Here is a 13,966-nt window from a genome sequence, read left to right as displayed (position 1 = left end):
GGGGGCGGCAGGGTCGCCGGCACCGGCAGCGGTGCCAGCGGCGCCACGGCCTCGACGGCCCGGCGGAAGGGCGTGAACTGCGGCGGCAGCGCAGCCAGGGGGAAGGGCAGCGAGCGCTCGGCGAAGAGGGTGTTCGCCTGGTGCACCTGCACGGGGATGGGGAGGGTGCGCTGGAGCCTCGCGACCGCCGCGTCTTCATAGGCGCCGGGGGTTCGCGTCATGTCCACCCGGTCAATGCGCAGCTGCTCGACCAGCTGGGGAATGACCAGCTCCGGTGACCCGTCCAGCACGAGCAGCTCCTGGCCGAAGGCTGCGAGCTCCTCGCGCAGGGCGCGCACACACTCCACGAGGAAGCGTTCCCGCTGCGGCCCGAGGCTGTGCTGGTGGCACCAGGGGCGCTGCCGCGGCCGCAGATACAGCAGGAGTAGCTGGTCGCCCTCGGCGGCAGCGGTGAGCCCCGGGTTGTCAGCGAGGCGAAGATCGTTCTGGAACCAGTAGAGTCGGCGCATCAGGCGCTCCCAAGGGGCTGTGGGTGGGCTACGCAGGGGGCGCCGCGACGGATCGGCGCCCTTGGCCTTTTTTCGGGCCATGACGTATCCTTCGGCGTCCGCTCAGTATCTGGCCCCAGCCGTCTTTTCATGAGTCATCCCAAGGCCCGCGTATGCCCGCAATGAACGCCCTTTTTCGTCCGTTCCGCCACGGCCAGCTGTCGCTACGCAACCGCGTGGTCATGGCTCCCATGACCCGCAACCAGTCTCGGGGCAACAGCCCCGGAGACAACGTCGTCGACTACTACCGGCGGCGCGCGGCCGGCGGTGCGGGGCTTATCATTACCGAGGGTACCTGCATCAACCACCCGGCGGCCAACGGCTACCCGGATGTGCCGTATTTTTACGGCGAGGAGCGGCTCGCTGCCTGGGCCCGTGTGGCCGAGGCAGTGCACGAAGCCGGTGCGAAGATTGCGCCGCAGCTCTGGCACTGCGGCGGCATGCGCCGCGCCGGGGTCATGCCCGAGGGGCCGGTGCCGGGGCACACGCCGTCGGGCATGAACGTGCCCGGCAAGGTCAACCGGCACGTCATGACCCAGCAGGATATCGACGCGGTGGTCGCGGCGTTTGCCGAGGGGGCCGCCGCGGCGAAGGCCTACGGCTTCGACGCGGTGGAACTGCACGGCGCCCACGGCTACCTCATCGACCAGTTCTTCTGGGCCGGCACCAACCAGCGCGACGATGAGTATGGCGGCTCCCTGGAAAAACGCCTGCGCTTTGCCCTCGAGATCATCCAGGCCGTGCGCGCCGCAGTCGGCCCGACCTTCCCGGTGCTCCTGCGCTGGTCCCAGTGGAAGCAGCAGGACTACAGCGCGCGGCTGGCGGAAACGCCGGCAGAGCTGGAGCGCTTCCTGCTGCCGCTGGCGGACGCCGGGGTGGATATCTTCCACTGCTCCCAGCGGCGCTTCTGGGAGCCTGAGTTCGCCGGCAGCGAGCTGAACCTGGCGGGCTGGACGCGCAAGATCACGGGCAAGCCGGCGATCACTGTGGGCAGCGTCGGCCTGGATGCCGATTTCATCCCCGCGTCCGGCGAGCAGACCTTCCGCGAGGCGGCTACGGCCGATCTCGACGACCTGCTGGCGCGGCTGGCAGCCGAGGAGTTCGACCTCGTCGCCGTGGGGCGGGCGATGATCGCCAACCCGGACTGGGCGAATCGCATTGCCGCGGGGGAAGCGACCGAGCTGCAGCCCTTTCTCAAGGAGATGCTGGCCACGCTGTAGCCGTCGCGGGCTGGCGGGTATCATTGCAGGTGCATTTGCGCAGCGGAGAACACATCATGGGTCGATGCGCCCGCCTGGCGCTACTGCTGGCCACGTCTCTGGCCCTCGGCGGCTGTGAACTGCTGGCGCCGGTTGCCGTCGATACACCGGCACCCGCCGAGGACAGCTGCGCCGACGAGCGCGCCCGGGCCGAGGCCTGTGTCGGAGAGCTGGCGGCGGTGCGCGGCGCCCGCGATGCCCTGCGCGAGTCCTGCGCCGCCTGGGGCGATGACCTGGCCGCGCTGCGTGCAGGCCTCACCGGCCTCGAGGAGCGTCTGGCCCGGGAGCAGCCGGCGCCGCTGCCGGCACCGGCCTGCGACGAGGGCGAGGCCGTGCCGGGAGAGAAGCTCCTGATCGGGCGCCGGGAAGAGGTCTGGATCGAGGACCTGCAGCTGGCTCTGCCGGCGCGCATCGACACCGGTGCCGAGACGGCGTCCCTGGACGCACGCAACATCCGCGAGTTCGAGCGCGACGGCGACCAATGGGTCCGCTTCGACCTCGTTCACCCGGCCAGCGGCGAGCCGCTGGCCCTGGAACGGCCCGTGGCGCGCGTGGTACGCATTCTCCAGTCGTCCTCGCAGGAGGCCGAGCGCCGGGTGGTCATCGAGCTCGGTATTGTGCTCGGGCACGTGCGGCAACTGGCCGAGTTCACCCTCAGTGACCGCAGCCACCTCGATTTCCAGATGCTCGTCGGGCGCAACATCCTCAAGGATCTGATGATCGTCGACGTGGGCCAGTCCAATATCGCGCCCTATCGCGGACCCGGCTCGACCCGGCCGTGAACCCCCGTGCCACCTTTTTTACGACGGTGGCGCTCCTCGCCGCCTCCGGCGTACTGATCGCCGTACTCCGCTTCCTGGAGACAGGTACGCCCTTCCTGCCGGGCCAGGAGCGCTCGGTCTGGCAGGTGGAGGCCCGGGTGGATCTCGTTGCCCTCGGCGAAGCGGTGACTGTGAGCCTGTCGGTGCCCGAGGAGTTGCCGCAGTTCACCGTGACCCAGGAGCAGGCTGCCTCCCCGGGCTACGGCTTTTCGATCGTGGAAAATGGTGGCGAGCGGCGGGCCGAGTGGACCCGGCGGGAGGCAGCCGGCCCCCAGTCGCTTTATTACTCGGCACAGTTCCTGCCGCGGCCCCGCGCTCCGGCGGCGCCACCGCCGGAACTGCCGCGTCCCGAGTCCGTGTTCTGGAGCGAGGTCCAGGGCACCGCAGCGGCGGAACTGCTGGCGCGGGCGCAGGAGACAAGCAGTGACCCGCTAAGCCTCGCCCGGGAGCTGGTCAAGCTCATCGCGGCCCCCCAGGGCGACCAGAACGCTGCCCTGCTCCTGGGCCAGGCTGAATCCCGCGCCGCCCTGCTTAACAAGCTGCTCAACGATGCCGGTGTTCCGGCCCGGCAGGTGCTCGCGCTGCAGCTCGAGGATGCGCGCCGGCGCCAGGATCTGCTGCCCATGGTCGAGGTCTTCGCAGCCGGCGAGTGGGCGCTCATTGACCCGCAGACCGGCACCGCCGGTGTCCCGGAGGACCTGCTCCTGTGGCACCGCAAGGGCCGCTCGCTCATCGACGTCAGTGGTGCCCGTCAGTCCCGGGTCACCTTCTCCATGCTGCGCCAGTCCGTGCCGGCGGAGACCCTGGCCCGGGCCGCGGCCGGCGGCAGCGCCTTCTATAAAGTGGGTCTGCACAGTCTGCCCATCGAGGAGCAGGGCATGTTCCGGATGCTCCTGCTCCTGCCCCTCGGCGCCATGGTCGTGGTGTTCATGCGAGTGATCGTGGGCGTGCGCACGGCGGGCACCTTCATGCCCATCCTCATCGCCCTCGCCTTCCTGCAGACCTCGCTGTTGCCGGGGCTGGCGAGCTTTATTTCCGTGGTGGCCCTGGGCCTGCTCATGCGTGGCTATCTGTCGCGGCTGAACCTGCTGCTGGTCGCCCGCATCGCGACGCTCATCGTGCTGGTGATCTTCATTATTTCTGCGCTGAGCATTGTCGGTTATCAGCTCGGCTACAGCACCGGCATGGTGATTACCTTCTTCCCCATGATCATCATCGCCTGGACCATTGAGCGCATGAGCATCCTCTGGGAGGAGGAAGGCGTGCGCGAGGTCCTGGTCCAGGGTACCGGCAGCCTGGTGGTCGCCGTGGCCGCCTTCGCGCTCATGCGCTGGCCGCTGGTGCAGCACCTCACCTTCAACTTCCCGGAGCTGAACCTGGTGCTGCTGGCGGCGATTCTTGCCATGGGGCAGTACACCGGCTATAAGCTGTCGGAGCTGCGCCGCTTCCATGCCATTGAGGACGAGTGGCGGTGAGGCGCTGGGTCTCGCCGCAGCGCCTGGAGCGCTATGGCATGCTGGGCATGAACGCGCGCAATCTTGCCTTTATCCAGCGCTACAACGAGCGCTCCCGCTACCCCCTGGTAGACGATAAGCTGCGTACCAAGCTCCTGGCCGAAGACTACGGCGTGCCGACACCGGCGCTGCGTCTGGTGCTCCGCGCCCAGCACCAGGTGCGCCGTGCGGGGAGTCGCCTGGCAGCACTCGAAGGCTTTGCCATGAAGCCCGCCAAGGGCTCCGGGGGCAAGGGCATCTGGGTGATCCTGCGCCGCGACGGGGAGGAGTGGCTGAAGGCCTCCGGTGGCCGTGTCGGCCTCGCCGATCTGCAGCGCCACCTGTCGAACACGCTCGCGGGGCTCTACTCGCTGGGTGGCAACCCCGACGCCGTGCTGGTGGAAGACCTGATCAGCGCCGATGACTGTTTCAGCGGCTATTCTTTCGAGGGCGTCCCCGATATCCGGGTGGTGGTGTTTCAGGGTTACCCGGTCATGGCCATGGTGCGTCTCTCCACGCACGACTCCGACGGCAAGGCGAATCTGCACCAGGGTGCCGTGGGGGTCGGCCTGGCGCTGGACAGTGGCCGCTGCCTGCGCGCCGTGCAGTTCGGTCAGCCGCTGACGCTGCACCCGGATACAGGCCGTCCCCTGAACGCCATCAAGGTTCCGGGCTGGCGGGAGCTGCTGGTGCTGGCGGCGCGCTGCCACGAGATGACCGGTCTTGGCTATCTCGGCGTCGACCTGGTGCTGGACCGGCAGCAGGGCCCGATGCTTCTCGAGCTGAATGCCCGCCCCGGCCTGGCTATCCAGATCGCTAACGGTTGCGGGCTGTTGCCCCGGCTGCGCCGCGTGGAAGCCCTGGCTGACCGGCGCCGGCCCGGGCCCGCCGAGCGCGTGGCCTGGGCCATGGAGGCCTTCGCCGACGGACGTTGACGGTCAATAGCTGCGAGGATCTTCGCAGCGTCAGCGGTTCAGGAAGACGCCCTGTTCGTTGTACCAGCGCTCATCCAGTTCCCAGCGCACGGCCTGGACATCAGCCTCGCTGGTGACCAGCTCCGCCGCCCGCGATTGCTTGTCCACCAGCCTGTCCTGGGCCGCCATCATTGCGGGGTCGTCCACGGCCGTCTTGCGCAGCGCCGGAAACGCCGTGCGCAGAAACTGCATGACCGGGACCTCCGCCGTCCGCGGGCTGCCCATGATGGCGATGCCGTTCGACAGGCTCTGCACCCGGAAAGGGTAGGGGTAATCGGCAAGGTCCGCGTCAGCTGCGAGCATGGCGTTGAGGTCTGCCACCCGTGTGTCCCGGTTCAGGTACCAGTAGCCGGCGGCGATGATGATCACGGCAACCAGGCCGATGAGATATTTCTTCGCGAAGCTGTCCATGGATCCTCCCTCTACGTGGCGATGCGCCAGTGTCCCACGGACGCCTCGACGGTGCATGACCTGTGTCAGGGTTATGTCCCCTTCACGCTGCCTTGCAAAAGCCATTAACCTGAACAATAATGATTCGTATTATAGTTACTATCTTTTCAGAAAAGCTGCCGCGCACCGGGGCGGCGACGACAAGGAGATTGCCAATGACAGCTATGACAACCGGGCCGCGGCGCCCCCTGGCGCTCGCAGCGGGACTGCTGGCGAGCGTTATTTTCCTTGCGCTCGGCGGCTGTGCGGGCAGCGAACTGCGCAGCGCCGGGGCGGCAGCCCCTGCCGCGGACAGGACAGCGATTCTCGCCATGACCGGCGATTACGCGGTGACCTTCGACTTCCGGGAGACGGTGAGCTTTGAGGCGGGTTACACGCCGAAGGAGCCCTACCATTCCGGCGCTTTCGAGGTCGTGCGCGTTATCCGCGATGAGCCCCGGGTGATCGAGCTGCAGCATATCCTGGTGGTCGGCGCCGACGGCAGGCACCTGCCGATCAAGCACTGGCGCCAGAAATGGGTCTACGAGCCGGACTACGTGCTCGACTTCATCGGCAACAACCGCTGGCGCCGCCGGGACCTGGGGCCCGAGGAAGCCGCGGGACGCTGGGCCCAGTTTGTGTATCAGGTCGACGACAGCCCCCGCTACGCGGCCCTCGGCGACTGGCGCCATGATCAGGGCACGGCCGCCTGGACGTCGGAGCCCTCCCTGCGGCCCCTGCCGCGTCGCGACGCGACCAAGCGCGAGGACTACGATGCGATCCGCGCGGTGAACCGCCACGCCCTCGTCCCCGGTGGCTGGGTGCACGAACAGGACAACACCAAGTTGCGCCTCGGCGAAGGTGCTGAAGGTGCTGCGGCACCGCTGGTGCGCGAAGTCGGTGTCAACCGTTACCTGCACAGCGACACGTTCGCCGTAGCGGTGGCCGAGGACTACTGGCAGGAAACCGCCGCCTACTGGGAGGCCGTGCGCGGGCTGTGGACGCGCCTGGAGCAGGAGCAGGGTGAAATCGGCCTCACGCTGGCGGGCGAACCGGAAGAAATGTACGCGGCTTTTCTCGGCCATGCCGATGCGCTGGCCAGCGGTGAGCGTTCCCTCGCCGCCGCCGTGGCGGAAGCCCGCCAGACCCTGCGCCGCTATACCGTCGACAGCACAGCGATCGCCCGGCGCTAGCCCGGGACCGCGGCGTTCAGCTGACGTCCGCGAAGACCTTCAGCTGGCCGCGTCCGGCGCGCTTGGCGTCGTAGAGCGCCTGGTCGGCGCGGTCCACCAGCGCATAGGGGTCGTCCAGCTCGCCGGCCCGCGCCGTGGCACAGCCGAGGCTTACGGTGACATAGGGGGAAATATCGCTCTCCGGATGGCGCAGCTTCAGTGCGCCCACGTGCTCGATGATCCGCCGGGCGACACGTGCTGCGCCATCGCCGTCGGCATCATAGAGCAGGATCACGAACTCCTCGCCGCCGTAGCGCGCCACGAGGTCGTTATCGCGCAGGACCCCGCTGTTGCCAAGGGACGCGGCGAGCTGCCGCAGGCACTCGTCGCCGGCCTGGTGGCCGAGGTTGTCGTTATACTGCTTGAAGCGATCGATATCGAGCATGATGACGCTCACGGGCCGGGCCGCCCGCGCTGCCATCTTCCAGGTGGCCGCCAGCCGTTCTTCAAAATACCGTCGGTTGGCAACGCCCGTCAGGCTGTCGATCCGTGAGATCTCCTCCACCTTGGCCAGGGCTGCCTGCAGTTCCTGCGTGCGCCGGTTGACCAGTTCCTCGAGGCGCTGCTCGCGGTCCCGGGCCCGCCGGGCGAAGATGCGGTAGGCAAGAGCGAAGGCAAGGCAGAGCAGGAGCACGCCGCCGAGCGGCGCCCAGGGGGTTTCGTACCACCGCGGCCGGCGCTCAAGAACCAGCCGGGCGCTGTTGCCGTTGGTCTCGGGGAACGCTCCGGGACCGGCTGCCGCCTGCACGGTGAAGCGCTGTTTGCCCGCGGGCAGCGACGTAAAGTATGCCGTGCGCCGACCGCCGGCATCCTGCCAGGGGCCCGCGGTACCCACCCGGTAGCGGAAGCGGAGGCTCTCGGCATTGGAGAGCTGCGGCGCGGTGTAGTCGATCTCGAGGCTCTTCAGGTCGGCCGGGAGTATGAGCGGGCGCCTAAGCGGCACCGGCTCGCCGTTCACCCGCACGGCTTCAATATGGCTCTGCAGCTGCGGCGCCGGTGCCAGTACCGCCGACGGATCGAAGCTGACGACCCCGCCGTTGGTCGGCAGCCAGAGGCGGCCGTCCGGGCCCCTGGCTCCTGCCGGCTGGAAGCCGCCCTGGAACTGCGCCGCGCGCAGCCCGTCACTCTCGCGCAGCAGACGCGCCCGGACGGCCTGCGCGTCGCCCCGGGCCACCGCGTCGAGGCTGTCGCGCTCGACCCAGGTCAGTCCCTCACCGCCGGACAGCCAGAGCCGGCCGGCGCCATCATCGAGAATGGCCAGTACGGAGGGCTGCGGTAACCCCTGTGCGGGTCCGAAGGCGAACAGCGTATCGCCCTCGCGGCGGGTCAGGCCGCCGTCCCGGCTGCCGATCCAGAGAATGCCCCGCGGGTCCTCGTGGATCGCCATGACGATAGTACCCGCGAGCCCGTCGTCGCCGGACCAGTGCTGCACTGATCGTCCGTTCCAGGCGAAGAGGCCGTCGTTGGTTCCGAGCCAGAGGGTGCCGTCGCTTGTCTCCCGGAAGTGCCGGACGAGGGTATCGGCGACGGCCTGCTGCACCGGTGCCGGCTGCACGACGCCATCGTGCCAGCGGTCCACGCCGCCGTCGGAGGCAACCCAGATGCTACCGTCCCGGCGCTCGACCAGTGCGAGTATGTGCTTGCCTGCGAGACCGTCGACGGTGCCGAGGAACTGCCCGCCGGCGCTGTCGGCGAAGCGTTTCAGCCCGTCGCCGAAGGTGCCCACCCAGAGTTCGCCATTGTCCCGGAGCAGCAGCGACGACACGCTCTGACCGCTGAGTATCGGGAAAGGCTCGCGCGTGCTGCCATCGGGAGCGATGCTGAAAAGGCCGGCGTTTTCGGCGCCGGCCAGGGCGTGGCCCTCGCTGTCGACGGTGACGACAAAGGTGCTGTCCGAGACGCCCTCGGCCTTACCGAAGGGAAGAAAGGCACTGCTGCGGATCCGGAACAGCCCTTTCACGGTAGACGCCCAGAGGTTGCCGTCCCGATCCTCGGTGAGGTCGAAGATGAGCTGGGTGCCCGCCAGCGGGAAGGCGCTTCGCCGGCCGTCTTCCCATTGCCGCCAGAGTCCTTTGCCGTAGGTGCCGAGCCACAGCGTATTATCACCGTCCCGCAGGAGCGTCTCCACCGGGAGCGGGTCGCCGAGCGCGAGCGGGTGGATGTGGCCATCGTCAGCGAGGCGGTACGCGCCCCCGCGCTGGGTCCCGGCAAGGACGCCAAGCTCCCGGTCGCGGTGCAGCAGGTGCACCTCCGGTGAATCCAGCCCCTCAGCGACGCCAACGGTCCGGAAGGCCTCACCATCGAAAACACTGAGACCGTTGGTCAGGCTGCCGAACCAGAGGGTGCCTTCCGCCGTCTCGGCGATCCTGACGCTGCGGTTGGTGGCCAGGCCGTCCGCCCGGTCCCAGGAACGAAACTCACCGTCCCGGAAGCGGCTGACGCCGTCGCCGGTGGCGAACCAGACCGAGCTGTTGGCGGCAACGTGGATGTCGTAGACCGTGTCGCTGGCGAGGCCGTCGTCGCTGGTCACCGGGGTGAAACGGTCGCCGTTCATGCGCAGGGCGCCACCTCCGTAGGTGGCGATCCAGAGCTGCCCGTCGACGGTCCACTCGATCGCCCGCACATCGCTGTTGCTGAAAGCCGGGTGGGTCTCGCTGTTGAAGACCGTGAACTTCAGGCCGTCAAAGCGCACCAGGCCGCGGCGCGTCGCCAGCCAGAGATAGCCCGACGGGCCCTGGCGCGCCATCCAGACGGTCTCCGAAGGCAGCCCCTGCTCGCGGCCGTAGTGGTCGACGAGGAATTGGCTGGGGCTGCGGTTGAGCGCCTGGGTACCGGTGGCGCTGAAAAAAAGAGGGAGCAGCAGCGCGAGCAGCAGGTGCCGCGGCGACAGCCGCGGGCTCAGGACAAAAATAGGGCGAACACCGTGCACAATGAAGCCATAACCATGCATTGTTGGTTTTTATGCGCGGCGCTCCCTGCACTACAGGACCGCATACCGCAGCCGCCAGAATAAAAGCAGGCGGGGGAATGCGCCTGCGGTACCCAGACCGCTATTAACCACAGGTTAACATGGGTTTTCCGGGGGTGCGATGCAGCCGGCTGTCTCTGCGGTCAGTCACGACCGGTAGGGACGACGAAAGTCTGTTTGCTGCCATCGCCGGCCGCCGCGGCCTGGCTGGCCTGGACCGGCCGCGCCAGGGTCCGACCGGGTTGCCTAGCCCCGGCGCCAGCGGTGGTAGCGCTCCAGCAGGGCGAGTACCCGCTCTGGCGCATGGGCCTTCTTCCATTGCCCGGCGGCGAACTTGTTCGCCTCGGCCCAGGTCGGGTAGGCGTGAATGGTGCCCAGGAGCTTGTTCAGCCCCAGCTTGTGCTTCATGGCCAGCACGATCTCTGCCAGCAGTTCTCCGGCGTGGTCACCGACCAGGGTGGCGCCCAGGATCCGGTCTTTGCCCGGGGCGGTGAGGATCTTCACAAAGCCGCGGGCATGGCCCTCGGCGATGGCCCGGTCGAGGTCGTCGAGGCCGTAGCGGGTCACGGTGACCGCGATGCCGCGCTCGGCCGCTTCTGCTTCCGTGAGGCCCACGCTGGCCACCTCCGGGTCTGTATAGGTCACCCGGGGGATCACCCGGTAATCGACGGCGAAGCGCTTGAACTGGCCGAAGAGTGCGTTCACCGCGGCATACCAGGCCTGGTGAGAGGCCACGTGGGTGAACTGGTAGGGCCCGGCGGCATCACCGGCGGCAAGGATGTTCGGGTAGAGGGTTTCCAGGTAGTCGTTGGCCACCAGGGGCCCGCGGGTGTCGATGCCCAGAGCCTCCAGGCCGTAGCCCTCCAGCCGCGGCCGTCGCCCGATGGCGCAGAGCAGCGTGTCGAAGTCATGGCGGTGTTCGACGCCGTCGCACTCGGTGATCAGCGCATCGCTTGCCCCGTCGGCGCCGGGCTCGCAGCGCAGGGCGCGGTGTCCCGTTTGCAGGGTGATGCCGTCCTCGGTGAGGGCCCGGGCGATGGCCTCGGCGGCTTCCGTGTCTTCGCGCCCCAGCAGCCGGGGCAGCATCTCGATGACGGTGACCGCGCTGCCCAGGCGGGCGAAGGCCTGGGCCAGCTCGCAGCCGATCGGTCCGCCGCCGAGGACCACGATGCGCGCCGGCGGCGCGTCGCGCCCGGCCATGGCGTCCCAGAGCGTCTCGCTGGTCAGGCACTCCACAGCGTCGAGGCCGGGCAGGGGCGGTACCACCGGCGCGGCGCCGGCGGCGATGACGATGGCACGGGTGGTCAGCCGCTGCTCACCGCCCTCCGCGTCGCGGATGGCCACGGTCCAGGGATCCTCGATGCGGGCGTAGCCCCGGGCCACCTCCACGCCGAGGCCCTCGTAGCGCTCCACGCTGTCGTGGGGCTCGATGGCGCGGATTACCGATTGCACGCGCCGCACCACCGCCGGGAAGTCCACCGTCGGCGCCGCCGCCGGGCGGATGCCGTAGCGCTCGGCGTCACGCAGGCGCGCAGCGAGGCGGGCGCTGGCCAGCAGGGCCTTGCTCGGCACGCAGCCGGTGTTCAGGCAATCGCCGCCCATGGCGCCGGCCTCTACCAGGGTCACCCGCGAGCGCACCGTTGCGGCGATGTAGGCCGAGACCAGGCCGGCGGCACCGGCGCCGATGACCACCAGGTTGCGGTCGAAGCGCTTCGGCTTCTGCCAGCGACGGTAGACGCGGCGACGCTTCAGCGCCTCCGACAGTTTACGGGCCAGAAGCGGGAACACGCCCAGCAGGGCGAAGGAGGCGATCAGCCCCGGTGAGAGAATGCCGCTGGCGCTGTCGAGCTGCCCCAGCTGCGTGCCGGCATTCACATAGACGACCGTCGCCGGCAGCATGCCGACCTGGCTGACGAGGTAGTAGGTGCCCGCGCGGATCGGCGTGAGTGCCATCAGCAGGTTGATGATGAAAAAGGGGAAGACCGGCACCAGCCGCAGCGTGAACAGGTAGAGGGCGCCATCCCGGCGAACCCCGTCGTTGATGGCCCGGAGCCTGTCGCCGAAGCGGTCCTGCACGGTGGCGCGAAGCAGGTAGCGCGCCACGAGGAAGGCGAGCAGGGCGCCGATGCTCGAGGCAAAGGAAACGATGAGTGTGCCCTGGCCGAGGCCGAAGAGCGCGCCGCCGGCGAGGGTCATGATTGCGGCGCCCGGCAGGGACAGGGCTGTTACCGTTACGTAGACGACAAAGTAGCCCAGCACCAGCGTCAGGGGCTCGCTCTCCCGCAGCTGCTGGAACTGCGCGACGCTGTCACGGGCGTAGGCGAGCGTCAGGTAGCGGTCGAGGTCCAGACTGAAAAAGACGGCGATGGCGGCGGCGATGGCGAGGAGCAGGGCGAGGCGGCGCATGGCGGGTCCTTGCTGGGGGCAGGGTCGGTATACCGGTAGCAGGAGTGCGCCGCAATGCCGCGGACCCCTGCGCCGAGGACACTAGCACGGCGCCGGACCGGCGGCGAGAGGCAGCCGTGCCCAACGAGACCTGCGCCCGGAGCAGGTGCCGGTCTCGTGTGGTGGCGGCCCCCTGTGGTGGCAGCGCCGGGAGCGACCACGCCCAACGCCGGAGGGCAACCCCTGCTGCTCGCGGCCTGCAGCCCAGTGCCCTGTTACTTAGAGCCCTGTTACTCAGTGCATGGAGCGCAGCATCCAGGCGGTCTTCTCGTGCACGCGCATGCGATCGGAGATCAGGGCCGCCGAGGACTCGTCATCCGCCCCCTGGGCGGCGGCAAGGGCGTCGCGGCAGGTCTTCACCACCTGCTCGTGGCCGTGGGTCAGAATGCCCACCATCTCCGCGGCCGGCGGCACGTCATCCACTTCCTTGATGGCCGACAGGGCGGCGAACTGCCGGTAGGTGCCCGGCGCGACCGCACCCAGGGTGCGGATGCGCTCGGCGATCTCGTCGACGGCGGTGGCAAGCTCCGTGTAGTGCTCTTCAAACATGAGGTGCAGTTCGCGGAACTGCGGGCCCGTTACGTTCCAGTGGAAGTTGTGCGTCTGCAGGTAGAGCGTGTAGGAATCGGCGAGGAGCCGCTTCAGGCCCTCGGCGATGGTCTCCCGATCCTGCGCTGTGATACCGATATCAACCTGTTCCATGGTGTCCTCCCGTTGGCGGATTGTTGCTGTTGCCGGGCTGCTTTCCGCCCGCCTTGAAACCAGTATAGTCATGGGCCCTGGGCCGGTGAAACAGCTAATCGTCATCGCCATGATCGGCTGGGCAGATCACGGAGTGGCCCAGGCCCTGTGCTATCTTTTCTGCCCACGCGCCAGGCCGGAGGCCCCCTGATGTCGCAAACCCCCGCCGCTCCCCTCGACCTGCCCTGGGTGCGCAGTCAATTCCCCGCGCTGGCCGAGGCCGGTGACCGGGTGTTCTGTGCCAACGCCGGGGGCACCTTCGTGGCCGAGCCGGTGCTGGCGATCCTCGATGATTACCAGCGGCGGTTGCGGGTGCAGCCGCACAATCCCTTCGAGCCGTCCCGGGAGGCCGGGGAGGCCATGGACCGGGCCCGGGATGGCTGGGCGGAAGCCCTGGGGGTGCCCCTCGCAAGGCTCACCTTCGGCCCCTCCACCTCCGTCAACAGCTACGTCATGGCCCAGGCCTTCGCGCCGGCCTGGGAAGCCGGTGATGAGATCGTGGTCGCGGTGCAGGACCACGAGGCCAACCAGGGCGTGTGGCGGCGCGCGGCGGCGGCCCGGGGCGTCACCGTGCATGACTGGCCCGTGGACCCGGTCACTGGCGAGCTCGACCCGGAAGACCTCTACCCGCTGCTGGGGCCGCGGACGCGCTGGGTCTTCTTCACCCAGAGCTCGAACATCCTCGGCAGTACCAACCCGGTCAGGGCCATCGCTGCGGCGATCCGCGAGCGCAGCGATGCGCTGGTGGCCGTCGACGCCGTCGCCCACGCGCCGCACGAGCTGTGCAGCCCTGCCGAACTCGGCGTCGATCTGTACCTGTTCAGCGTTTACAAGGTCTATGGCCCGCATCAGGGCATCCTCTATCTCTCGGAGGCCGCCGAGGCGCAGGCGACGCCCCAGTGCCATTATTTTCTCGAGGGGGACAGCCACAAGCGCTTCAATCCCGCGGGGCCGCAGCATGCCGCCGTGGCCGGCTGCGCCGGCGTTCTCGATTACTTCGACGCGCTGGCAGCGCGCCAGGGCGTCGCCGGCGCGCTGCCGCGGCGGGAGCGGCTG

The 13,966-nt window shown here is 68.8% G+C and carries 11 protein-coding genes; 6 read left to right on the top strand and 5 right to left on the bottom strand.

Annotated features, from left to right (window positions below; all coding sequences use genetic code 11):
- Window positions 1-509: deoxyribodipyrimidine photo-lyase (locus HRUBRA_RS13580; protein ID WP_035518030.1), on the bottom strand; the 509-nt coding region annotated here is incomplete at its 3' end.
- Between the two features lie 152 nt (window positions 510-661).
- On the opposite strand from HRUBRA_RS13580, the gene HRUBRA_RS13575 reads away from it, so the two are divergent.
- The 4 genes from HRUBRA_RS13575 to HRUBRA_RS13560 are packed head-to-tail and all read left to right on the top strand — an operon-like array spanning window position 662 to window position 5,056.
- On the top strand, window positions 662-1,768 hold the full coding sequence (locus HRUBRA_RS13575; protein ID WP_035518028.1) for an NADH:flavin oxidoreductase: 1,107 nt from the start codon (window positions 662-664) through the stop codon (window positions 1,766-1,768).
- 56 nt (window positions 1,769-1,824) lie between these two features.
- Complete coding sequence (locus HRUBRA_RS14800; RefSeq protein WP_052094917.1) at window positions 1,825-2,589, top strand: ATP-dependent zinc protease family protein; 765 nt, start codon at window positions 1,825-1,827, stop codon at window positions 2,587-2,589.
- Entirely contained in the window at window positions 2,586-4,103 is a 1,518-nt protein-coding gene (locus HRUBRA_RS13565; protein WP_035518027.1) for an inactive transglutaminase family protein, read from the top strand. Before HRUBRA_RS14800 ends, HRUBRA_RS13565 begins: the two co-directional genes overlap by 4 nt.
- Window positions 4,100-5,056 carry an alpha-L-glutamate ligase-like protein gene (locus HRUBRA_RS13560; RefSeq protein WP_035518036.1) on the top strand — a complete coding sequence of 319 codons (957 nt, stop codon included), beginning with the start codon at window positions 4,100-4,102 and terminating at the stop codon, window positions 5,054-5,056. The genes HRUBRA_RS13565 and HRUBRA_RS13560 overlap by 4 nt, the downstream gene beginning before the upstream one ends.
- 30 nt (window positions 5,057-5,086) lie before the next feature.
- Here HRUBRA_RS13560 and HRUBRA_RS13555 read toward each other — a convergent pair whose 3' ends face one another.
- Entirely contained in the window at window positions 5,087-5,506 is a 420-nt protein-coding gene (locus HRUBRA_RS13555) for a hypothetical protein (RefSeq protein ID WP_035518026.1), read from the bottom strand.
- Window positions 5,507-5,700: 194 nt separating this feature from the next.
- Between HRUBRA_RS13555 and HRUBRA_RS13550 the strand changes: the two genes are divergently transcribed.
- Complete coding sequence (locus HRUBRA_RS13550; RefSeq protein ID WP_052094913.1) at window positions 5,701-6,717, top strand: DUF6607 family protein; 1,017 nt, start codon at window positions 5,701-5,703, stop codon at window positions 6,715-6,717.
- A 16-nt stretch (window positions 6,718-6,733) separates the two neighbouring features.
- Here the strand turns inward: HRUBRA_RS13550 and HRUBRA_RS13545 are convergent, their stop codons facing one another.
- The 3 genes from HRUBRA_RS13545 to HRUBRA_RS13535 form a co-directional block, all read right to left on the bottom strand.
- Complete coding sequence (locus tag HRUBRA_RS13545; RefSeq protein WP_236629878.1) at window positions 6,734-9,685, bottom strand: diguanylate cyclase; 2,952 nt, start codon at window positions 9,683-9,685, stop codon at window positions 6,734-6,736.
- Between the two features lie 285 nt (window positions 9,686-9,970).
- The gene (locus tag HRUBRA_RS13540; RefSeq protein WP_035518024.1) at window positions 9,971-12,130 is read right to left on the bottom strand and encodes an FAD-dependent oxidoreductase; all 2,160 of its coding nucleotides are present in this window, start codon (window positions 12,128-12,130) and stop codon (window positions 9,971-9,973) included.
- 273 nt (window positions 12,131-12,403) lie between these two features.
- A complete protein-coding gene (locus HRUBRA_RS13535; protein ID WP_035518023.1) occupies window positions 12,404-12,871 on the bottom strand; it encodes a Dps family protein in 468 nt (155 codons plus the stop codon).
- 189 nt (window positions 12,872-13,060) lie between these two features.
- Here HRUBRA_RS13535 and HRUBRA_RS13530 point away from each other — a divergent pair.
- The coding region (locus HRUBRA_RS13530; protein WP_035518031.1) for an aminotransferase class V-fold PLP-dependent enzyme at window positions 13,061-13,966 on the top strand (906 nt) is incomplete at its 3' end.

Source organism: Pseudohaliea rubra DSM 19751, from assembly GCF_000764025.1.
Lineage (GTDB): Bacteria > Pseudomonadota > Gammaproteobacteria > Pseudomonadales > Halieaceae > Pseudohaliea > Pseudohaliea rubra.
Note: the sequence above shows the minus strand (reverse complement) of the source record. Positions and strands in the feature narration are given on the sequence as shown.

Excerpts from the sequence above, each read along its gene's own strand:
- HRUBRA_RS13550 (WP_052094913.1), top strand. The coding sequence starts at position 5,701 with ATGACAGCTATGACAACCGGGCCGCGGCGCCCCCTGGCGCTCGCAGCG.
- HRUBRA_RS13575 (WP_035518028.1), top strand. The coding sequence starts at position 662 with ATGCCCGCAATGAACGCCCTTTTTCGTCCGTTCCGCCACGGCCAGCTG.
- HRUBRA_RS13555 (WP_035518026.1), bottom strand. The coding sequence starts at position 5,506 with ATGGACAGCTTCGCGAAGAAATATCTCATCGGCCTGGTTGCCGTGATC.
- HRUBRA_RS14800 (WP_052094917.1), top strand. The coding sequence starts at position 1,825 with ATGGGTCGATGCGCCCGCCTGGCGCTACTGCTGGCCACGTCTCTGGCC.
- HRUBRA_RS13540 (WP_035518024.1), bottom strand. The coding sequence starts at position 12,130 with ATGCGCCGCCTCGCCCTGCTCCTCGCCATCGCCGCCGCCATCGCCGTC.
- HRUBRA_RS13535 (WP_035518023.1), bottom strand. The coding sequence starts at position 12,871 with ATGGAACAGGTTGATATCGGTATCACAGCGCAGGATCGGGAGACCATC.